The following is a 21,100-nucleotide window of genomic DNA, read 5'->3' as shown; positions in this document are numbered from 1 at the left end:
ATGAGCGATCTAAAGTGGTATGTTGTAAGAGCTGTTAGCGGTAAAGAAAAGAAAGTAAAACAGTACATTGATGCTGAAATCAGCCGTTTAGGTTTCTCTCATCTGGTTCCTCAGGTTTTAATACCAATGGAAAAATATTACCAGATGAAAGACGGTAAGAAAATTGCCAAAGAACGTAACTTTTATCCTGGTTATGTGTTAATCGAAGCTACCTTAGATGGAGAGTTAGAGCATATTATCAAAGGTATCAATAGTGTTATTGGTTTCTTAGGTGATAAAGCCGGTAACCCGATCCCTATGCGTCAGGCTGAAGTAAACCGCATCCTGGGTGTGGTCGACGAAATGAGTGAGCAAGGCGAAACTATGAATGTTCCTTATTATGTAGGTGAAAACATTAAAGTAATGGACGGTCCTTTCAACGGATTCTCTGGTATTATCGAAGAAGTTAACGAAGAGAAAAAGAAACTGAAAGTAATGGTTAAAATCTTTGGTCGTAAAACACCGCTGGAGCTTAACTACATGCAGGTAGAAAAAGAGTAATCCGAATTACGATCTTTATCATAATATTAAAAGCTTTCCTCAAAAGGGAAAGCTTTTTTGTTGTTTATATTTTGTGTTGTCATGCTTTAATGACAAATTAATTTGTCGTGTAATAATTTATCTGTATATTCCGTTATCTCATCTCTCAAAAAATCATCAATTCTAAAAATCTAAGTTAATAAAATGAGGAAAATTTACGCCTTGTTGAAGCAGTATGTACTGGCTTCAATTCTATTATTTATTGCTACAATTGTTATTTATTCTTGTAAGAAGGACAAGGGATCATCAATAAATCAAGATTCAAAAGAAATTATCGCTGACGCTAAAAGTTATTTTGAACAAAAAATTTTAAATAAAAGTCTTCGTATACCAAATGATCCGAATTTTAGGCATAGTATAATAAAGAAACCAGTTTGGTCAAGATCAGTTATCCGTAAGATTTCTTTGGGTGATGCTGTTGTCGTACCTATCGTATTTGATGAGGATATTTTTACAATGGACAAAGACGATGCATATAAAAGTTTTTTAAGCAGAACAAGCTATTTAATGATTTATAAAGATAAAAAAGAAAATATGCATGCTGAATGGGTTACGCTTTTAAATATAAAAGTAAAAAAAAACCGGAATGAGCATTTTTCAGGGATAGCGGTTATTGAGGAATGGAATGGTACTTTTAAAAAAGCATTTGCATTTGATGGTTTAGGTAATTATGAAAAAATGTCCTCAAGTTCATCTATAACTCGACAACAAATTAGCTATAGTCGTTTTATAACTTGTGTAACAATACCACATTATAGCACAATTACTGTTGGGGGAATTTCTACATCATCATTTAGAGGGTCTGAGACTTTTTGCTATGGAAGTTTCGAAAATAGCGGAGATGAAGGAGGGAATGGAAGTACTTATGGTTATGGGCATAGTGGAGGCGAGCAACAAGATGAGGAAGTCGATCCTAGTAACTATTTATTATATTTTATTGATTGTAACGGCGATATAGACGGTAGCGCAATAATAGATGATAATTGTGGCTGTATTCAAGGAAATACGGGAATTCAAAGTTGTGCTGATATTACCGATAAAATAAAAAATAAATGTTTGGATTCAGTTTGGATTAAAGTTAAGGATACTTTGAATAATAAAATTGCCAATATTTTAAATAATACCTTTAACACAAGTGATAAAATAAATTTCAAAATTGTTGATGGTAATATTGATGGTGGATACTCGGCGAAAACAGAAGTTGTTACAGATAAAGTGAATAGTGATGGTATTCATATATTCGATGTGAAAGTAACGCTTAATAAAAATACTTTACCATCAGCCTCACAAGAATTTATTGCTACTACAATGGTACATGAAATTATGCATGCATACTTTGATTCACAGAAAACATATTATACACAACAATTTCAGCAGCATAGGAACATGGCAGAAAATTATATAGATGATTTGAAAAATGCCGTACAAGCCATTTATTCTAGTTTAGATGACAAAGCAGCTTACGCATTAATTCTAAATGGTTTTGGAGATATTTTCAAAAATGATTTGACTTATTGGAATTCTTTAGTTTCTAAATATGATCTGGATACCGCACAAATCATAAATATAAGAGATGATCACAAAACTCATAATTCAGGAACTAAGACGGCATGCTCACAATAATCGGATTTTATGAAAAAAATAATCTTTATCATCAGTATATTTTGTGTACTTACTTTCAGCTCAAAAGGTCAGGGTACGTTACGAACATTAACATCTTTAAATGTTTCCGATCTCAGTAACTATATTTCTGCAAATTATAAATTAAAGGAAAAGACACTTGATACCCTGTGTTTGTACACTACGGTATTTATGAAATTTAAAGTTGCTGCGAATGGCAAAATAGCTGATTTAACGCTCTCTGAAAAGACTCCAGATGTAATTAAAAAAGGTTTGGTGAAAGCTATAGAATCTTCTAACGGTCATTGGAGTAATTTAGACACTGATTTGGAGTATTTCTCAAAGAAGACATTTGTCTTGCCTATTGTGCTTTTTTACGGAAGGGGCTGTGAGGTCGGCAATGGAGAGTTAGAGATTAATATTTCTGAAGAAAGAAGAGCAGAAGAATATAGAAAACTTGATAATACTGCACGAAATGCAAATTATGCAGTTATGGATATTTTGAAATTTAATGGTAAGTACTTGAGTATGTTAGAATGTGTAATTCTTTCTCCACTAACAATGGGAGCCACTGGTTATTAATTAACATCATTCGCAATCTGCCCAGGAATTATGAGATGTTCTGGGGCATATTACTAGTGGATCAGCATAAATAGGTTTTTAAAAGACAAATTTTAATTAAATCCAAAAATGTCTAAAATGAGTTGTGAAGATTGATATTCAGCAAATAGTGTTAATCTTTGCAGGAAAATTTAGAATATATTTTACTTAATCTATTGTAGGACTGCAAGATTATCCATATCTTTGCAGTCCTTTTAGTTTTATAGGAACATAAAGGAATTAAATGTTACATGCTTCCAATATTTAACATTGAGTTTTAAATAAACAAAAACACAAAATGGCAAAAGAAGTCAGTGCAATGATCAAATTACAGATCAAAGGCGGAGCGGCAAATCCATCGCCACCAGTAGGACCTGCATTAGGTGCTAAAGGGGTGAATATCATGGAGTTTTGCAAACAGTACAACGCTCGTACCCAAGATAAAGCAGGTAAAGTATTGCCAGTTGTAATTACTGTTTATGCTGATAAGTCATTCGATTTCATCATCAAAACCCCTCCGGTAGCTATCCAGTTAAAAGATGCTACTAAATTACAGAGTGGTTCTGCTGAGCCTAACCGTAAGAAAGTTGGGTCGGTGACCTGGGACCAGATTAAAGTTATTGCTGAAGATAAAATGCCTGATTTAAATGCATTTACAATCGAATCTGCAATGAGTATGGTTGCTGGAACAGCACGCAGTATGGGAATCACCGTTTCTGGTGACGCACCCTGGAACAATTAATTAAAAAACAGTTTACAACAGTGGCGAAATTAACTAAAAATCAAAAAAAGGCACATGCTAAAATAGAAGCTGGTAAAGCTTATACTTTGAAGGATGCTGCTGCTTTGGTAAAAGAAATCACTACTACTAAATTTGATGCTTCAGTTGATATTGATGTATCTTTAGGTGTAGATCCGCGTAAAGCCAATCAAATGGTACGTGGTATTGCTACTTTACCACACGGAACAGGTAAAACTGTACGTGTTTTAGCTTTAGTAACTCCTGATAAGGAAGAAGAAGCAAAAGCAGCTGGCGCAGACTTCGTTGGTTTAGACGAGTATGTTGCTAAAATTGAAGGTGGTTGGACCGATGTAGACATTATTATCACTACACCAGCTTGTATGGCTAAGGTAGGTAAGTTAGGACGGGTTTTAGGACCACGTAACTTGATGCCAAATCCAAAATCAGGTACAGTAACTAACGAAGTTGGTAAAGCTGTAACTGAGGTTAAAGCGGGTAAGATCGATTTTAAAGTAGACAAAACGGGTATCATACACGCCTCGATAGGAAAAGTATCATTCCCAGCAGACAAAATTTATGAAAATGCACTTGAGATTATTCAGGTTATTTCTAAATTAAAACCATCTGCTGCAAAAGGAACTTATTTTAAAAGCATTCACGTGTCTTCTACAATGAGTCCTGGGATTGCAATTGAAACCAAATCAGTAGCGGGGATTTAATCATGAACAGAGAAGAAAAAAACGAAGTAGTTTTAGAACTACAAGGACAAATGCAGGAGTTTGGCAATTTTTATATTGCTGATACATCCAGCCTTTCTGTTGAGCAGATTAATAACATCCGTCGCAAATGTTTTGAAGGCGATATCGTAATGAAGGTTGCTAAAAACTCTTTAATCCGCAAAGCGATTGAAGGTTTGGAAGGCGATGCCTCTGAGATTTACGAAGCGCTAAAAGGCTCATCATCTTTGTTATTCTCAAAAACAGCTAACGCTCCGGCAAAGTTGATTAAAGCTTTGAGAAAAACTTCTGATAAACCTTTGCTTAAAGCAGCGTTCATAGATTCATCAGTATATGTTGGCGATGACCAATTGAATAACTTAGTAAGCTTAAAATCGAGAGAAGAGCTTATCGGAGATATCGTTGGATTATTACAATCACCAGCTAAAAATGTTCTATCAGCGCTTCAGTCAGGCGGTAACAAAATTGCAGGAATTGTTAAAACTCTTCAGGAAAGAGAAGGTTAACGAACACCTTAAGTTCGAAATTAAACAAAATTATTTTTACGTAAATTTTTAAAATCTTAATAAAATGGCAGATTTAAAAGCGTTTGCTGAGCAATTGGTAAACTTAACAGTTAAAGAAGTTAATGAATTAGCTCAAATCTTAAAAGACGAGTATGGTATTGAGCCTGCAGCTGCTGCTGTAGTTGCTGGTCCTGCTGCTGGTGGTGATGCACCTGCTGCTGCTGCAGAAAAAACATCATTTGATGTAATCTTGAAAGAAGCTGGTGGTCAGAAATTAGCAGTTGTAAAACTTGTTAAAGACTTAACTGGTTTAGGTTTGAAAGAAGCTAAAGACTTAGTTGACGGTGCACCAAAAGAATTAAAAGCTGGTGTTGCTAAAGACGAAGCAGAAGCTCTTAAAAAACAATTAGAAGAAGCTGGAGCAGTAGTTGAAATTAAGTAATCACTTAATTTAGCTAAGCTAAAAATGTATTAGACACCGACTGAAAATGTTGGTGTCTTTACCTGTTTATAAACATCTCATTTTGTTTGGTTAATGAGATTGTTTAAAACCCAAACCAAACAAATAGTTTATTCTTAAACTAAAATCTTTTAGTCCATTGGCAAAGACAGTCGAACAAAGAGTAAATTTTGCAACTAGTAAGCACATTATAGATTATCCGGATTTTCTGGATGTGCAATTGCAATCATTCAGAGAATTTTTCCAGATAGATACCACTTCAGACGATCGCTCTAGCGAGGGTTTGTTCAAAGTGTTTGCTGAAAACTTTCCAATAACAGATTCAAGAAATATCTTTGTATTAGAGTTTCTTGATTATTTTGTTGATCCGCCACGTTACGATATACATGAGTGTATTGAGCGTGGATTAACCTACAATGTTCCATTAAAGGCAAAGCTAAAGCTTTCTTGTAATGACGTAGAACATGAAGACTTTGAAACGATCATTCAGGATGTGTACCTAGGTACTATTCCTTATATGACACCAAAAGGTACATTTGTAATTAACGGTGCGGAACGTGTTATCGTTTCTCAGTTACACCGTTCTCCGGGAGTGTTCTTCGGCCAAAGTCGTCACACTAACGGAACCAAATTGTATTCTGCACGTGTTATCCCGTTCAAAGGTTCATGGATCGAGTTTGCTACTGACGTTAACAACGTGATGTATGCTTACATCGATCGTAAGAAAAAATTCCCGGTTACCACTTTATTACGTGCAATTGGTTACGATTCTGATAAGGACATCTTAGAACTTTTTGATCTTGCTGATGAAGTAAAAGTTAGCAAATCAGGTTTAAAGAAATACATCGGTCGTAAACTTGCTGCAAGAGTTCTAAAGAAATGGGTTGAAGATTTTGTAGATGAAGATACAGGTGAGGTAGTTTCTATCGACCGTAATGAAGTGATTCTTGAAAGAGAAACCGTTCTAGAAGACGAACACATCGATATGGTTATCGAAGCTGGCGTAAAAAGCATTATCCTATCTAAAGAAGATGGTGCAAGTCAGGCAGATTATACCATTATTTATAATACATTACAAAAAGATACCTCAAACTCAGAAAAAGAAGCAGTTGAAAACATCTATCGTGCTTTGCGTAACGCAGAACCACCTGATGAGGAAACTGCCCGTGGTATCATTGACCGTTTATTCTTCTCGGATAAACGTTACGATTTAGGGGATGTTGGTCGTTACCGCATCAACCGTAAATTGAAAATGAATACTCCTGATGAGGTTAAAGTATTAACAAAGGCAGATATTATCGCAATTGTTAAATACTTAATCAAATTGATTAACTCTAAAGAAGAGGTGGATGATATTGACCACTTATCAAACCGTCGTGTACGTACGGTAGGTGAGCAGTTATATGCACAGTTCGGTGTTGGTTTAGCCCGTATGGCCAGAACAATCCGTGAGCGTATGAACATCCGCGATAATGAGGTGTTTACACCAACTGATTTGATTAACGCCCGTACGTTATCATCAGTAATCAACTCTTTCTTTGGTACAAACCAGTTGTCTCAGTTCATGGACCAAACAAATCCATTGGCAGAGATTACACACAAGCGTCGTTTATCAGCCTTAGGCCCAGGTGGTCTTTCGCGTGAGCGTGCTGGTTTCGAGGTTCGTGACGTTCACTATACGCACTACGGTCGTTTGTGTACTATCGAAACACCTGAGGGACCAAACATTGGTTTGATTTCATCACTTTGTGTGCATGCTAAAATCAATAACTTAGGTTTTATCGAAACACCTTACAAACGTGTTGAAGATGGTAAAGTTGTTGTTAATTCAGACGTTATTTATTTATCTGCAGAAGATGAGGATGGTAAAACTATCGCTCAGGCCAATGCAGAGTATGATGACAGTGGTGTGTTTACAACTCCACGTGTCAAGGCACGTTATGAGGGTGACTTCCCGATTATTGAGCCTGAGAAATTAGACTTAATGGACGTTGCACCTAACCAGATTACGTCAATTGCTGCTTCGTTAATCCCGTTCCTGGAACATGATGATGCGAACAGGGCGTTGATGGGATCAAACATGCAACGTCAGGCCGTACCTTTGTTGCGTCCTGAAGCGCCGATTGTTGGTACAGGTTTGGAAGGTCGCGTTGCACGTGACTCGAGAACTTTGATCAACGCTGAAGGTGATGGAGTTGTAGAATATGTAGATGCTAATGAAATTACCATTAAATATGAACGCGATGAGAATGATCGTTTAGTTTCATTTGAAGGTGATAGCAAAACTTACCGTTTAATCAAATTTAAAAAAACCAATCAGAATACTTGTATTAACTTGAAACCTATTGTTAAAAAAGGTCAGAAAGTTACTAAAGGACAAGTTCTGTGCGAAGGTTATGCAACTGAAAATGGTGAGTTGGCATTGGGTAGGAACTTGAAAGTGGCATTCATGCCTTGGCAAGGTTTCAACTTTGAGGATGCGATTGTAATCAATGAGCGTATCGTTCGTGATGACGTTTTCACTTCATTGCATATTGAAGAGTTTGAGTTAGAAGTACGTGATACTAAACGTGGAGAAGAGGAATTAACACCAGATATCCCGAACGTTTCTGAAGAGGCTACAAAAGACCTGGATGAAAACGGTATTATCCGTGTTGGTGCTGATGTAAAAGAAGGTGATATTTTAATTGGTAAGATTACACCGAAAGGCGAATCTGATCCTTCACCTGAAGAAAAATTACTACGTGCTATCTTTGGTGATAAAGCAGGTGACGTTAAAGATGCGTCTTTAAAAACACCTCCTTCAATCCAGGGTGTGGTAATTGATACCAAGTTATTCAGCCGTGCTAAGAAAACGACAAAAGCTGAAGAAAAATCAGCTATTGAGAAGTTAGATAAAAACTATAACAACGCAACTGATAAATTGAAAAATGAATTGGTTGATAAATTGTTCACTATTGTAAATGGCAAAACATCTCAGGGTGTTTTCAATATCTACAAAGAACTATTGGTTGCTAAAGGCGCTAAATTTACTCAGAAAATTTTAACAGACATCGACTATAATCACATCAGCCCAAACAAATGGACTACTGATGATGATAAAAACGAGATGATTAAACTGTTGCTTCACAATTACGGTATCCGTGTTAACGAAGAACTTGGAGCTTACAAACGCGATAAATTCGCGATCAGTGTAGGTGATGAGCTTCCATCGGGAATCGTACAAATGGCAAAAGTTTATGTTGCTAAAAAACGTAAATTAAAAGTAGGTGATAAAATGGCGGGTCGCCACGGTAATAAAGGTATCGTTGCACGTATTGTACGTGATGAAGATATGCCTTTCTTAGCTGATGGTACTCCGGTTGATATCGTGTTGAACCCGCTGGGTGTACCTTCACGTATGAACCTTGGTCAGATTTATGAAACTATTCTGGCTTGGGCTGGTCAGGAATTGGGTGTTAAATTTGCTACTCCGATTTTTGATGGTGCTACTCATGATGAGGTAGAAGAGTGGATTGCTAAAGCAGGCGTTCCTGCTTCAGGAAAAACCTACCTGTATAATGGTTTAACTGGTGAGCGTTTCGATCAGACTACAACAGTAGGTATTATGTACATGCTGAAATTAGGTCACATGGTTGACGATAAGATGCACGCCCGTTCAATCGGACCATACTCATTAATTACACAGCAACCATTGGGTGGTAAAGCCCAATTTGGTGGTCAGCGTTTTGGTGAGATGGAGGTTTGGGCATTAGAGGCATTCGGTGCCGCTAATATTCTTCAGGAGATCTTAACCGTTAAATCGGATGATGTAATCGGAAGAGCTAAAACCTACGAAGCCATTGTTAAAGGTGAGAACCTGCCAACTCCTGGTGTACCAGAATCGTTCAACGTATTGGTACATGAGTTACGCGGTTTAGGTTTAGATATTACGTTAGATTAACTAAGGTAGAAGGTAAAAAGGTAGAAGGTTGAGGGTTTAAACGCCCAAACCTTCCACTTTTCTACCCTCAGCCTTTAACCTTATACAAGAGATATGTCTTACAAAAAGGATAATAAATTAAAAAGCAATTTCACATCTATCACGATTAGCTTATCGTCTCCTGAAATTATTCTGGAACGTTCAAGCGGTGAGGTGTTGAAACCGGAAACCATTAACTACCGTACTTACAAACCTGAGCGTGATGGTTTGTTTTGCGAGCGTATTTTCGGTCCGGTAAAAGATTACGAATGTCATTGCGGTAAATACAAACGTATCCGTTATAAAGGTATTGTTTGTGATCGTTGCGGTGTTGAGGTAACTGAAAAGAAAGTACGTCGTGAGCGTATGGGGCACATCGCTTTGGTGGTTCCTGTAGCACATATCTGGTACTTCCGTTCGTTACCTAATAAAATCGGTTATTTATTAGGTTTACCTACTAAAAAATTAGATTTAATTATCTATTACGAGCGTTACGTAGTTATTCAGTCAGGCTTAATGGCTGATGAAGGTATCAACTATATGGACTTCCTTACAGAAGAAGAATATTTAGATATCTTAGATAAATTACCTAAGGAAAACCAATACCTGGATGATAAAGATCCTAATAAATTCATCGCCAAAATGGGTGCTGAAGCATTAGAAGATTTATTAAAACGTATTGATTTAGATACTTTATCTTATGACCTACGTCACCAGGCTGCTAACGAAACTTCTCAGCAACGTAAAAACGAGGCTTTAAAACGTCTTCAGGTTGTTGAAGCTTTCCGTGGTGCTAATACACGTATTGAGAATCGTCCTGAATGGATGATTGTTAAAATCGTTCCGGTTATTCCACCAGAATTACGCCCTTTAGTTCCATTAGAAGGTGGCCGTTTCGCTACTTCAGATTTAAATGATTTATACCGTCGTGTAATTATCCGTAACAACCGTTTAAAACGTTTGATCGAGATTAAAGCACCAGAGGTAATTTTACGTAACGAAAAACGTATGTTACAGGAAGCTGTGGATTCGTTATTCGATAACTCTCGTAAGGTTAATGCGGTTAAAACTGAAGGTAACCGTGCCTTAAAATCACTTTCAGATATTCTGAAAGGTAAACAGGGTCGTTTCCGTCAGAATTTATTAGGTAAACGTGTGGATTATTCAGCTCGTTCGGTAATTGTTGTAGGGCCTAGCCTTAAATTACACGAGTGCGGTATTCCTAAAGATATGGCTGCTGAGCTTTACAAACCGTTCATTATTCGTAAGATGATTGAGCGTGGTGTAGTAAAAACAGTTAAATCTGCCAAGAAAATTGTTGATAGAAAAGATCCGTTGGTTTGGGATATCTTAGAAAATGTGTTAAAAGGTCACCCGGTATTACTAAACCGTGCACCTACGCTACACAGACTAGGTATTCAGGCATTCCAGCCAAAATTAATTGAAGGAAAAGCAATCCAGTTACACCCACTAGTGTGTACTGCATTCAACGCCGATTTTGATGGTGACCAGATGGCTGTCCACTTACCGTTAGGTAACGCAGCAATTTTGGAAGCCCAGGTATTAATGCTTGCAGCACACAACATCTTAAACCCTGCAAACGGTACGCCAATTACAGTACCTTCTCAGGATATGGTTTTGGGTCTTTATTATATTACTAAAGGCCGTAGAACTGATGATAGCAGAGTTGTAAAAGGTCAGGATTCTAATTTCTACTCTCCGGAAGAAGTTATTATCGCTTATAACGAAAAAGAATTAGACTTACACGCATTTATCAAAGTAAGGGTAAATGTGAAGCAAGCCGATGGTTCTATCGTTAATAAGTTAACTGAAACCACTGTAGGTAGAGTATTATTCAACCAGATGGTTCCTGATGAAGTTGGTTACATCAATGAATTATTAACTAAAAAATCGCTGAGAGATATTATCGGTGAGGTAGTTAAAATGACAGGTATGGCCCGTTCATCTCAGTTCTTAGATGATATTAAAGAATTAGGTTTCCGCATGGCATTCCAGGGAGGTTTATCGTTCAACTTACAGGACGTAAACATTCCGGTAGAAAAACATACTTTATTAGAGCAGGCTGCTAACGAAGTTGAAGAAGTAAGAAACAACTATAACATGGGTTTCATTACAAACAACGAGCGTTACAACCAGATCATCGATATTTGGACCCGTATCAACAACAGGTTAACTACATTCGTAATGAATCAGTTATCCAGCGATAACCAGGGTTTCAACTCTGTTTATATGATGCTTGATTCAGGAGCCCGTGGTTCTAAAGAGCAGATTCGTCAGCTTTGCGGAATGAGGGGATTGATGGCAAAACCTCAGAAATCAGGTTCAGGTGGAGATATCATCGAAAACCCGATCTTATCAAACTTTAAAGAAGGTTTATCTGTATTAGAGTACTTTATCTCTACCCACGGTGCGCGTAAAGGTTTGGCGGATACGGCGTTAAAAACGGCGGATGCGGGTTACTTAACCCGTCGTTTACATGATGTTGCGCAGGATATGATCGTTAACGATGTGGATTGTGGTACTTTAAGAGGTATGTACACTACGGCACTTAAAGATAATGAGGATATTGTTGAGCCATTATATGACAGGATTTTAGGCCGAACTTCATTACATGATGTTTATAATCCTCTGGATAATACATTATTAATTGGTGCCGGTGAAGATATCAACGAAGATGTTGCCAAATTAATTGATGAATCTCCGTTAGAAGGAATCGAAATTCGTTCGGTATTGACTTGTGAAGCTAAACGTGGTGTTTGTGCATTATGTTACGGACGTAACCTGGCTTCAGGTAAACGCGTTCAAAGAGGTGAAGCAGTTGGTGTAATTGCAGCACAATCAATCGGTGAGCCGGGTACACAGTTAACGCTTCGTACCTTCCACGTGGGTGGTACTGCATCGAACATTGCTGCAGAATCAAACATCGTAGCTAAGTTTGATGGTGTTATCGAGTTTGAGAATATCCGTACCGTTGATACTCAAACTGAAGATGGTAAAGTACAGGTTGTATTAGGCCGTTCAGGTGAGTTTAGAATTGTTGAACCAGGAAGCGGTAGAGTTATCGTTACCAACAACATTCCATACGGTGCTTTCTTGTTCGTTAAAGAAGGAGACAAAGTAGCTAAAGGTGATAAGATTTGTTCATGGGATCCATATAACGCGGTTATCATCTCTGAGTTTGCAGGTAAGGCACAATTCGATGCGATCATCGAAGGTGTAACTTTCCGTGAAGAATCAGATGAGCAAACTGGTCACCGTGAAAAAGTAATTATCGATACCCGTGATAAAACTAAAAACCCTTCTGTTCAGATTGTTGACAAAAAAGGAGAGTTCATTAAAGGTTATAACATCCCGGTAGGTGCCCACGTTTCAGTTGATGAAGGTGAAACGATCCAGACTGGTCAGATCATCGCGAAGATTCCTCGTGCAACTGGTAAAACCCGAGATATTACGGGTGGTTTACCTCGCGTAACAGAGTTATTTGAGGCACGTAATCCTTCAAACCCGGCAGTAGTAACTGAGATTGATGGTGTGGTAACATTAGGTGGTGTTAAACGTGGTAATCGTGAGATCACAATCGAATCTAAAGATGGTGAAGTTAAAAAATACCTTGTTCCATTGTCTAAACACATTCTTGTACAGGATAACGACTTTGTGAAAGCTGGTATGCCATTATCAGATGGTTCAATTTCTCCTGCGGATATCTTATCGATTAAAGGCCCTGCAGCGGTTCAGGAATACCTGGTTAACGGTATTCAGGAAGTTTACCGTTTACAAGGTGTAAAAATCAACGATAAGCACTTCGAGGTAATTGTTCACCAGATGATGCAGAAAGTTCACATCGAGGATCCTGGCGATACCATTTTCTTGGAAAATAACGCGGTTGACCGTTGGGATTTTGCAGAAGAGAATGATGCCATGTACGACAAAAAAGTTGTGGAAGATGCAGGTGATTCAAGCGACTTAAAACCAGGTCAGATTGTTTCATTACGTAGATTAAGAGATGAAAATTCTCAATTGAAACGTAAAGATTTAAAACAGATCACGGTGAGAGATGCAAGACCAGCTACAGCAAGTTCTATCTTGCAAGGTATTACCCGTGCATCATTAGGTACTAAATCGTTCATATCTGCGGCTTCGTTCCAGGAAACAACGAAAGTATTAAATGAGGCTGCGATTGCAGGTAAACGCGATAACATGTTGGGATTGAAAGAAAACGTGATCGTTGGTCACTTAATTCCTTCAGGAACAGGTGTTCGTGGATACGAACGAATCATCGTTGGTTCGCAAGAAGAATACGATAAATTATTGGCTTCGAAACAAGAAGAAGTAGAAGCTTAATATAAATTAATTTAAGTTTGAAGGGTTGTTCCATTATTATTGGAACAACCCTTTTTTATTGATATTGTTTTAATGGATAGCCTTTAAACAGTACCTTTAAATCATTATTAACATTATACTATAATCAATACCATGGATGAAAAACAGAACGAAAACCAGTTAAATATTGAACTTTCAGAAGAGATTGCAGAAGGTATTTTTTCCAATTTAGCCATCATTACACATTCGAATACTGAATTTGTACTGGATTTTATACGTGTAATGCCAGGGATTCCAAAGGCAAAAGTGAAATCGAGAATCATACTTACCCCTGAGCATGCAAAACGCCTTTTGAATGCACTTGATGATAACATTCAGAAATTTGAAGCCGTTAACGGCAGGATTAAAACACAGGAGGAACCTCCTTTTCCAATGGGTTTCGGAGGTCCTACAGCACAGGCATAGTCCTTTTTAAATTCTTTTAAACAAATGTTTGCATGCTATGTTAGCATAGTATACATTTGTGTCATAACCATATATAAATGAAAAAAATTTTATTGAGCGTATTACTGTCTGCTCCACTTTGGGTTTTGGGGCAGGGTTTTCAGGTTAATTTACAGGGACAAAAACAAATTGGTATGGCGGGCGCAGGTTCGGCTTTACCATTAGATGAAGCTTCTGTATTCTACAATCCTGGAGCAGTAAGTTTCTTAGAAAACAACTCCATTTCAGCAGGCGTTAACCCTTTACTTTTTAAATCGGCTTTCAGATTAAGTGGATCAAACTTAACAGAAGAAGTAAAAAATAAAATTGCCCCGCCGTTCGAAGCTTATGCAGTTTGGGGACCTAAATCTAACAAATGGAAACTGGGATTGGGTGTTTATACCCCTTTTGGTGGAATGGTAGATTGGGGTAATGATTGGTCGGGCCGTTATGCGCTTACTTCATTAAACCTCAAAGCCATCTATTTTCAACCCACCTTAAGTGTTAAGATTACAGATCGTATCGGTATAGGTGCCGGATTTGTTTACAATCATGGTGAAGTGAACCTTCAACGTGCGCTTCCAGTTAATTTCCCTGATGGCCGATCTGGCCATGCTACTTTAGAGGGTACTGGTAAAGGTTATGGCTGGAATGCAGGTTTATACATCAAAACCTTAAGTAATATTTCATTTGCAATTGTACACAAATCGAAAGTAATCACCAAGCTAGACGGTGGAACCGCAGAATTTGATGTGCCTAATTCTCTTAGGAGCTCATTCCCTGCAGGAAATACTTTTAATGCTGAATTACCTTTACCTGCAACTACTACGTTAGGTATTGGCATCCCGCTATCTAAAAGTACAACTTTGGCATTTGATGCCAGTTGGGTTCAATGGCATATTTATCAGGAGTTGGCATTTGACTATGCTACCAATACCTCTGCTTTGGCAGATACCAAATCAGCTCGTAAATATCGTGATGGATCATCATTTAAACTAGGTATTAATCATCAGGCTTCTGAGAAGCTTGCTTTAAGAGCAGGTGTTGGCTACGCTTTTTCTCCTGTACAGGATGGTTATGTAACCCCTGAAGCGCCAGATGCAGACCGTTATATTTTAAGTGCAGGTTTAGGTTATACCCCTACGAGACATTTTGAAGTAAATGCTTCCTTCTTTTTCGAAGATGTGAAAGAAAGAAAACAGAAAAACATTGAAACAGGATTGGATGGAACCTTTAAAACATTGGTTTATGCTCCAGGTCTTTCATTAACTTATAAATGGTAGGAGATATTGATATGAAAAAAATTATATTAAATAGTTTTGTTGCTGCTACTATATTATTTGCAGCTTCGTGTAAACCTGAGATAGAAACGCCGGCAGGAACAAGTGCTGGTTCTGCTAATTTCAGTAAATATATTGCGGTTGGTAATTCATTAACATCGGGCTTTGCCGATGGTGGTTTATATCTTGAAGGACAAAAGGTTGCCTATCCCAATTTGATTGCAGCAAAAATGGCCTCAGTAGGTGGTGGAAGTTTTACTTCTCCTTTCTTTACTGATGCTCAGGCAAATGGGTCAGGATATTTAACTTTATCTGCTTTGGTAAATGGAACGCCAACGCTAAATAATGTAACTACCAATCTGGCCTACCGTGATGCAACTCATTTAACTAAGTATACTGGCGAGGTTCAAAATTTAGGTATCCCTGGAATGCGCGTAGACCTTGCATTTTCAGCTGCATATGCGGCTGTAAATCCATACAGCGAGCGTTTATTAACTGATGCTCAATTGGGTTCAACAACTTATTTTCAGTTCATTCAAGGAAGAAACCACACTTTCTTTTCTTTGTGGTTAGGTAATAATGATGCACTTGGATGGGCAACTAATGGTGGTGTAACTGTTGATGCTACGAATGTTTTGACTGATAAATCGACATTTGCATTATTATATTCTAACCTTGTAAATTCGTTGACTGCGGGTGGACAAAAAGGTGTGGTGGGTACAATCCCTGACGTTACAGCAGTCCCTTATTTTAATACGGTTACTGTCGCCGCATTGTTAAATGCTGCCAAGGCCATTAACCCAGCTGCTGCAGCAATTTACATTCAAACCGGAACAAATACGGTAAGGCCCGCTACTGCTGATGATTTGATTCGTTTGCCTTTTCAATCTGCGGGATTATTTGGTGTAGCTAACGCTGCCGGTCTTCCTTATGGATTACACCCGTTAAATCCAATTGCCAACAACTGGGTGTTGGATAAAGATGAGGTTATTAAAGTTAAGGACTATGTTAATAGTTATAACAGCAGTATTAAATCTCTTGCAAGTAGCAAAGGCTTAGCTGTTGCTGATACATATAGTTATCTTAATCTTGTTAAAGCAGGCGTAACTATACAGGGTATAGGCATTAACTCTGCGTTTATTACCGGTGGTGCATTCTCATTAGATGGTATTCATTTAACTCCCCGCGGAAATGCAGTAATTGGTAACGTATTTATAGATGCTATCAATTCTACTTACGGATCGGCCATTCCGACTATCGATATTACTCAGTATAGAGGGGTTAAGTTTCCTAATTAACACGATTTGGCTGATAATAAAAAAGGGTTGACAAGCTTCAACCCTTTTTTATTATCAATTCTCCAATAAGCGCTATTACCTTATTTGTATTCCCCGGCTCAAACCAGTTTATTTCTTCATCTCTCCTGAACCAGGTCAACTGCCTTTTGGCAAATCTCCTGGTATTTTGCTTGATGGCCATAACAGCCTCATTCAAGGAAATCTTATGGTCGAGATAGTCGAAAATTTCGCTATAACCGACTGTATTCAGCGCATTGTGATTTTTGAACTGCATCAATCCTTTCACTTCTTGAACGAGTCCTAAATTAATCATTTGATCTACCCGCTGGTTTATCCTGTTATATAGAATAGCCCTATCGGTGTTTAAACCAATTTTAATTACTTCAAAAGGCCTTTCTTTTTTAGTTGAAGATAACATGGATGATAATTTTCGGCCTGTAGACAGAAAAACCTCCAATCCCCTAATCATTCTCTGGGGATTATTCTGATCGACCTTTGCAAAATATTCCGGATCGCATTCGGCCAATTGTTTTTGAATAACATTGATTCCCTCCATTACGAACTGCTTGTTTAATTTATCACGAATAGATAGATCAATTTCAGGCATTTCGTCCAATCCGTTTAGCAAGGCATTGACGTAAAGTCCAGAACCTCCAACCAAAACGGCAATGTCATTCTTTTCGAATATCTCCTTTAAAACAGCCAGTGCCTGAATTTCAAAGTCTCCTGTGCTAAATAAGTGTTCAACACTATGGGAGTTTATGAAATGATGTTTTACTGCTGCGAGTTCCAGTTCATTTGGCTTTGCCGTACCAATTTCCATTTCACTGAAAAACTGACGCGAATCGGCAGAGAGAATCTCTGTGCCAAAATGCTGGGCTAACTCTATAGCAAGAGCAGTTTTCCCTATAGCAGTAGGTCCGACAATAGAAATTAAAGTTTTTGAAGACATCTGGACATTAGTTAAAAAATAAAAGCTGTCGGTTTGAATACCGACAGCTTTCAATGTTGTTCATTAAATTGAGGTTAATAGTCGTCTTTATGACTATCATCGTCGTAATTGTCATTATCAGAGAATTCGTCTCCGAATTCATCATCACTTTCGCCTTCATCGTTTTCGTCTTTCTCCTCTTCATTGATACCCATTTCACCCATAGCTTCCAGTTCGTCAGTATCTTCGGGTACAAAATTCATCTCATTTAAAAAGTCGAATTCGCTTGCAGTTGCAGTGGCACCACGGGGATCAACCGCAGTCGGACTATTCTGTTCCATGATTTTTGGTGCCTCCCCTGTGCTTTTCGCCAGGAAAGGATATTCAATACTTGGGTCAGCATCTAAAGTGATTTTAATCAGCTCTACATGGAAATCATAGGGGCGATCGAAATTGTAGGTGTAGTAAAATTTTTGATGAGGATCTTCTATGAAACCGCTAAGTTTCGACTTTTCCATTAAAACAACCCGGTCTTTTTTACGTTCGCTTGGTAAATACGCAATTTCATCGCCTTTTAACCAATTGTCGGTACTCACATAAAAAGACGATGGTTTTTCGGCGTTATAACCTGTCGATTTATGAATTGCCTTATGCAAATCTTCGAAGGTTTGGTTTGATTTGATGTCAATTTCCCTAACCACATCGTCAAAATCTTCGAACGTAATTTTAAATTTATAAATAGCCATTTATTGTATTTTCGAACCGTAAAAATAAAGTTAATTTATCTTACCACAAACTCCAAAAGCTTTATTTTAGTGGATTCAGGGAGTATATCTTGTGATTAAATTATTTATTAACAGGATTTAAACCCATTTGTTTTGCCTGATTTAGCATAAAATTAAAGGCTTCTTCGTAGTCATTTTTAATTTCCCCTTCCAGTATTGCCTCTCTGATTGCATTTTTGATGAGGCCTACTTCTTTCCCTGCCTGCAAACCAAAAGTTTCCATAATATCCATACCTGTAATTGGGGGTTGCCAGTTTCTTATTTTGTCACGCTCCTCAACATCTTTAAGTTTCTGCTTTACCAGCTCAAAATTGTTTCTGTATTTGGTTTTTTTGTATTCATTTTTGGTAGTTACATCTGCATTGCACAACAGCATCAAACTTTCGATCTCTTCTCCTGCATCGAAAAGTAATCGTCTAACTGCAGAGTCCGTAACAGTTTCCTGGGCTAAAACGATCGGGCGGAGGTGAAGCTGGACAAGTTTTTGTACATACTTCATTTTTTCATTAAGGGGTAATTTAAGTTGTGCGAAAATCTTAGGAACCATCCTTGCGCCGCGGTCTTCATGTCCGTGAAAAGTCCAGCCATGACCTTCTTCAAAACGTTTCGTGGCTGGCTTGGCAATATCGTGAAGGATTGCTGCCCAGCGTAACCATAAATCGTCCGTAGTTTCGCTGATGTTATCGAGTACTTCCAGCGTATGGTAAAAATTATCTTTATGCCCTTTTCCTTTAATGAACTCCACGCCATGAAGCTCTGCCATTTGAGGGAAAATCAGATGAAGCAACCCAGTATTATAAAGATGTATAAATCCTATAGATGGCTTGGGAGATAATATAATTTTATTCATTTCATCGGTTATGCGCTCCTTTGAAACAATTGAAATTCGCTGTTTCTGACTCTTTATTGCTTCTAAGGCTGCATAATCAATATTGAAATTCAACTGTGAGGCAAATCTTATCGCCCTCAACATACGTAATGGATCATCAGAAAACGTAATCTCCGGATCGAGCGGGGTTCTGATGAGCTTTTCTTCTAAATCCTTTACTCCTTCGAAGGGATCAAGCAATTCTCCGAAATGACCGGCATTGAGGTTTATGGCCAAAGCATTGATCGTGAAATCCCTGCGTAATTGATCATCGGCTAACGTACCGTCCTCTACAATAGGTTTTCTGGAATCTGCGCGGTATGATTCTTTCCTGGCGCCTACAAATTCCACTTCCAGATCCTGTACTTTAATGTTTGCCGTTCCGAAGTTTTTAAATACAGCAACTTTGGTTCCTAATTTTTTGCCTACAGCTTCGGCATAGGCAATCCCACTTCCAACAACAACCACGTCGATATCTTTCGAATTACGGTTTAAAAATAAGTCTCGCACAAATCCTCCGATTACATAAGCTTCGGTTTGGTGTTTATCGGCAATTGACGATAGGGTGTTAAAAATCGGATGTTTTAGGTATTGTTGCATTTGTTGTATGGTACTTGTCGTTCATAACAGCAGGCTTTTAAGGTACAATTATACCACTTGCTGGTTACTTTGTTTGACTATAAGAATTACAAAAATAGTAATTTTACTTGCGAATAAATTCAAACTGCCCACCGGGTGAGAGTTTCATGATTGTGGAAGGTTTTCGCACATTGCGATTTTCCTGTTCAAAATTAACCACGTAATCAACCTGATCAATTAAATCCTGATTGATGTCATCGAAAAATTTTGGAGACGGCTGGCCACTGATATTTGCGGAAGTAGAAACTATAGGTTTTCTGAATCTATTAATTAGCGGGGTGCAAAAATCGTGCTTTACAATTCTGATACCCACGCTACCATCCTGGTTGATCACATTTTCGGCAATGTTTTTTGCACCTGAAAATATAATAGTGAGGGGATTTTCAGCATATTCAATCAGATCATAGGCCACCTCTGGAATTTCAGTTACGTAACTTTGCAATTTACTGTCTACATCAAGCAGCACAATCATGCTTTTTTCAGCGGGCCGATTCTTTATTTTGAGTATTTTCTCAACTGCCTGGGCATTTGTTGCATCACAACCTAATCCCCATATTGTATCAGTTGGATAAAGAATTACACCACCTGCTTTTAATACTTCCAGGGCTTTGTTAATTTCATCTTTAAGCATAACACAAAGGTATTTATAAATGATAAGTTAAATAATGTTAATGCTTAAAATTTAACCTACATTATTTTTAGTTTTATTAACAGATGTCCGATCTGGAATTGACCATTCAGTTTGAGTTATCTAAGTTTTATTTTCTTAACTGAACATAATATATTTGATTTGTAAAATATTTATAATGAGTGTATAAAGCAAAACAAAATGCAATTTTCTGTCGTTAACAGTAAAATAAAAGAATTTGTAAAATTTGTATCAGATATAACTTTTTAGGTTTCAAAATGGTTATATTTATTACAGGTTATTTAAATAAACAAAGCAAATGAAAACAACACAAAAATTATTGATGCTTTTTACAGTTGTATTGGCATTGGCAGGCTGTTCTACACTTCGTACAGCTTCAGATTATGATAAAACTGCAGATTTGAACAGTTATAAAACTTATAACTTTTATGATAAAGGCGTTGCCCGGGTGAAGTTAAATAATCTCGATAAACGCCGCTTAATGGCTGCAGTGGAAGCTGAAATGAATTCTAAAGGATTTGTAAAGGCAGATAAGCCTGATATGCTTGTGAATTTAGTGGTGGTAGCCAGAGAAAAAACTGACTTTTACGGACCAGCATATTACGGTGGCTGGGGTTGGGG

General features: G+C 37.7%; 17 protein-coding genes. 13 read left to right on the top strand and 4 right to left on the bottom strand.

Translation table 11 applies throughout. The features are described 5' to 3' along the window. The 12 genes from nusG (at position 1) to AB669_RS04370 (ending at position 16,607) form a co-directional block, all read left to right on the top strand. Entirely contained in the window at positions 1-540 is a 540-nt protein-coding gene (gene nusG, locus AB669_RS04425) for a transcription termination/antitermination protein NusG (RefSeq protein ID WP_010601093.1), read from the top strand. Positions 541-723: 183 nt separating this feature from the next. Then, positions 724-2,202, top strand: coding sequence for a hypothetical protein (locus tag AB669_RS04420; RefSeq protein WP_047798115.1), 1,479 nt, complete (start codon positions 724-726; stop codon positions 2,200-2,202). Between the two features lie 9 nt (positions 2,203-2,211). Then, the gene (locus AB669_RS04415) at positions 2,212-2,781 is read left to right on the top strand and encodes a hypothetical protein (RefSeq protein ID WP_156166671.1); all 570 of its coding nucleotides are present in this window, start codon (positions 2,212-2,214) and stop codon (positions 2,779-2,781) included. A 316-nt stretch (positions 2,782-3,097) separates the two neighbouring features. After that, on the top strand, positions 3,098-3,541 hold the full coding sequence (rplK, locus tag AB669_RS04410; RefSeq protein WP_010601094.1) for a 50S ribosomal protein L11: 444 nt from the start codon (positions 3,098-3,100) through the stop codon (positions 3,539-3,541). A gap of 20 nt (positions 3,542-3,561) precedes the next feature. Beyond that, positions 3,562-4,260, top strand: coding sequence for a 50S ribosomal protein L1 (gene rplA / locus AB669_RS04405; RefSeq protein ID WP_025143259.1), 699 nt, complete (start codon positions 3,562-3,564; stop codon positions 4,258-4,260). A 2-nt stretch (positions 4,261-4,262) separates the two neighbouring features. Next, positions 4,263-4,784, top strand: coding sequence for a 50S ribosomal protein L10 (gene rplJ / locus AB669_RS04400; RefSeq protein ID WP_047798113.1), 522 nt, complete (start codon positions 4,263-4,265; stop codon positions 4,782-4,784). Positions 4,785-4,848: 64 nt separating this feature from the next. After that, a complete protein-coding gene (gene rplL / locus AB669_RS04395) occupies positions 4,849-5,226 on the top strand; it encodes a 50S ribosomal protein L7/L12 (protein WP_010601097.1) in 378 nt (125 codons plus the stop codon). Positions 5,227-5,383: 157 nt separating this feature from the next. Next, on the top strand, positions 5,384-9,187 hold the full coding sequence (gene rpoB, locus AB669_RS04390) for a DNA-directed RNA polymerase subunit beta (protein WP_047798112.1): 3,804 nt from the start codon (positions 5,384-5,386) through the stop codon (positions 9,185-9,187). Between the two features lie 93 nt (positions 9,188-9,280). Further along, positions 9,281-13,567, top strand: a complete 4,287-nt coding sequence (rpoC, locus tag AB669_RS04385) for a DNA-directed RNA polymerase subunit beta' (RefSeq protein ID WP_047798111.1) — start codon at positions 9,281-9,283, stop codon at positions 13,565-13,567. A gap of 132 nt (positions 13,568-13,699) precedes the next feature. Beyond that, the gene (locus AB669_RS04380; protein ID WP_047798110.1) at positions 13,700-14,011 is read left to right on the top strand and encodes a DUF3467 domain-containing protein; all 312 of its coding nucleotides are present in this window, start codon (positions 13,700-13,702) and stop codon (positions 14,009-14,011) included. A 77-nt stretch (positions 14,012-14,088) separates the two neighbouring features. Continuing rightward, entirely contained in the window at positions 14,089-15,312 is a 1,224-nt protein-coding gene (locus AB669_RS04375; protein ID WP_047798109.1) for an OmpP1/FadL family transporter, read from the top strand. Positions 15,313-15,323: 11 nt separating this feature from the next. Then, positions 15,324-16,607: a G-D-S-L family lipolytic protein gene (locus tag AB669_RS04370; RefSeq protein ID WP_047798428.1), complete on the top strand. Its 1,284-nt coding sequence runs from the start codon at positions 15,324-15,326 to the stop codon at positions 16,605-16,607. A 37-nt stretch (positions 16,608-16,644) separates the two neighbouring features. Here AB669_RS04370 and miaA read toward each other — a convergent pair whose 3' ends face one another. The 4 genes from miaA to AB669_RS04350 form a co-directional block, all read right to left on the bottom strand. Then, the gene (miaA, locus tag AB669_RS04365) at positions 16,645-17,559 is read right to left on the bottom strand and encodes a tRNA (adenosine(37)-N6)-dimethylallyltransferase MiaA (RefSeq protein WP_047798108.1); all 915 of its coding nucleotides are present in this window, start codon (positions 17,557-17,559) and stop codon (positions 16,645-16,647) included. Positions 17,560-17,633: 74 nt separating this feature from the next. After that, positions 17,634-18,284 (bottom strand): hypothetical protein, encoded by a 651-nt coding sequence (locus AB669_RS04360; RefSeq protein WP_047798107.1) that lies wholly within the window; start codon positions 18,282-18,284, stop codon positions 17,634-17,636. Between the two features lie 100 nt (positions 18,285-18,384). Then, complete coding sequence (locus tag AB669_RS04355) at positions 18,385-19,791, bottom strand: CCA tRNA nucleotidyltransferase (protein WP_047798106.1); 1,407 nt, start codon at positions 19,789-19,791, stop codon at positions 18,385-18,387. Between the two features lie 103 nt (positions 19,792-19,894). Continuing rightward, a complete protein-coding gene (locus tag AB669_RS04350; RefSeq protein WP_047798105.1) occupies positions 19,895-20,461 on the bottom strand; it encodes an L-threonylcarbamoyladenylate synthase in 567 nt (188 codons plus the stop codon). 316 nt (positions 20,462-20,777) lie between these two features. Here AB669_RS04350 and AB669_RS04345 point away from each other — a divergent pair. Then, a partial coding sequence (locus tag AB669_RS04345) for a DUF4136 domain-containing protein (RefSeq protein WP_047798104.1) occupies positions 20,778-21,100 on the top strand: 323 nt, incomplete at its 3' end.

The organism is Pedobacter sp. BMA, assembly GCF_001027745.1.
Taxonomy (GTDB): Bacteria; Bacteroidota; Bacteroidia; order Sphingobacteriales; family Sphingobacteriaceae; genus Pedobacter.
The sequence above is the reverse complement of the archived record's forward strand: the minus strand, read 5'-3'. Positions and strand labels throughout refer to the sequence as shown.

Bases quoted from the DNA above. Each gene is read 5' to 3' on its own strand.
- nusG (WP_010601093.1), top strand. From the start codon at position 1: ATGAGCGATCTAAAGTGGTATGTTGTAAGAGCTGTTAGCGGTAAAGAA.
- AB669_RS04420 (WP_047798115.1), top strand. From the start codon at position 724: ATGAGGAAAATTTACGCCTTGTTGAAGCAGTATGTACTGGCTTCAATT.
- AB669_RS04415 (WP_156166671.1), top strand. From the start codon at position 2,212: ATGAAAAAAATAATCTTTATCATCAGTATATTTTGTGTACTTACTTTC.
- rplK (WP_010601094.1), top strand. From the start codon at position 3,098: ATGGCAAAAGAAGTCAGTGCAATGATCAAATTACAGATCAAAGGCGGA.
- rplJ (WP_047798113.1), top strand. From the start codon at position 4,263: ATGAACAGAGAAGAAAAAAACGAAGTAGTTTTAGAACTACAAGGACAA.
- rplL (WP_010601097.1), top strand. From the start codon at position 4,849: ATGGCAGATTTAAAAGCGTTTGCTGAGCAATTGGTAAACTTAACAGTT.
- rpoC (WP_047798111.1), top strand. From the start codon at position 9,281: ATGTCTTACAAAAAGGATAATAAATTAAAAAGCAATTTCACATCTATC.
- AB669_RS04380 (WP_047798110.1), top strand. From the start codon at position 13,700: ATGGATGAAAAACAGAACGAAAACCAGTTAAATATTGAACTTTCAGAA.
- AB669_RS04375 (WP_047798109.1), top strand. From the start codon at position 14,089: ATGAAAAAAATTTTATTGAGCGTATTACTGTCTGCTCCACTTTGGGTT.
- AB669_RS04370 (WP_047798428.1), top strand. From the start codon at position 15,324: ATGAAAAAAATTATATTAAATAGTTTTGTTGCTGCTACTATATTATTT.
- miaA (WP_047798108.1), bottom strand. From the start codon at position 17,559: ATGTCTTCAAAAACTTTAATTTCTATTGTCGGACCTACTGCTATAGGG.
- AB669_RS04360 (WP_047798107.1), bottom strand. From the start codon at position 18,284: ATGGCTATTTATAAATTTAAAATTACGTTCGAAGATTTTGACGATGTG.
- AB669_RS04355 (WP_047798106.1), bottom strand. From the start codon at position 19,791: ATGCAACAATACCTAAAACATCCGATTTTTAACACCCTATCGTCAATT.
- AB669_RS04350 (WP_047798105.1), bottom strand. From the start codon at position 20,461: ATGCTTAAAGATGAAATTAACAAAGCCCTGGAAGTATTAAAAGCAGGT.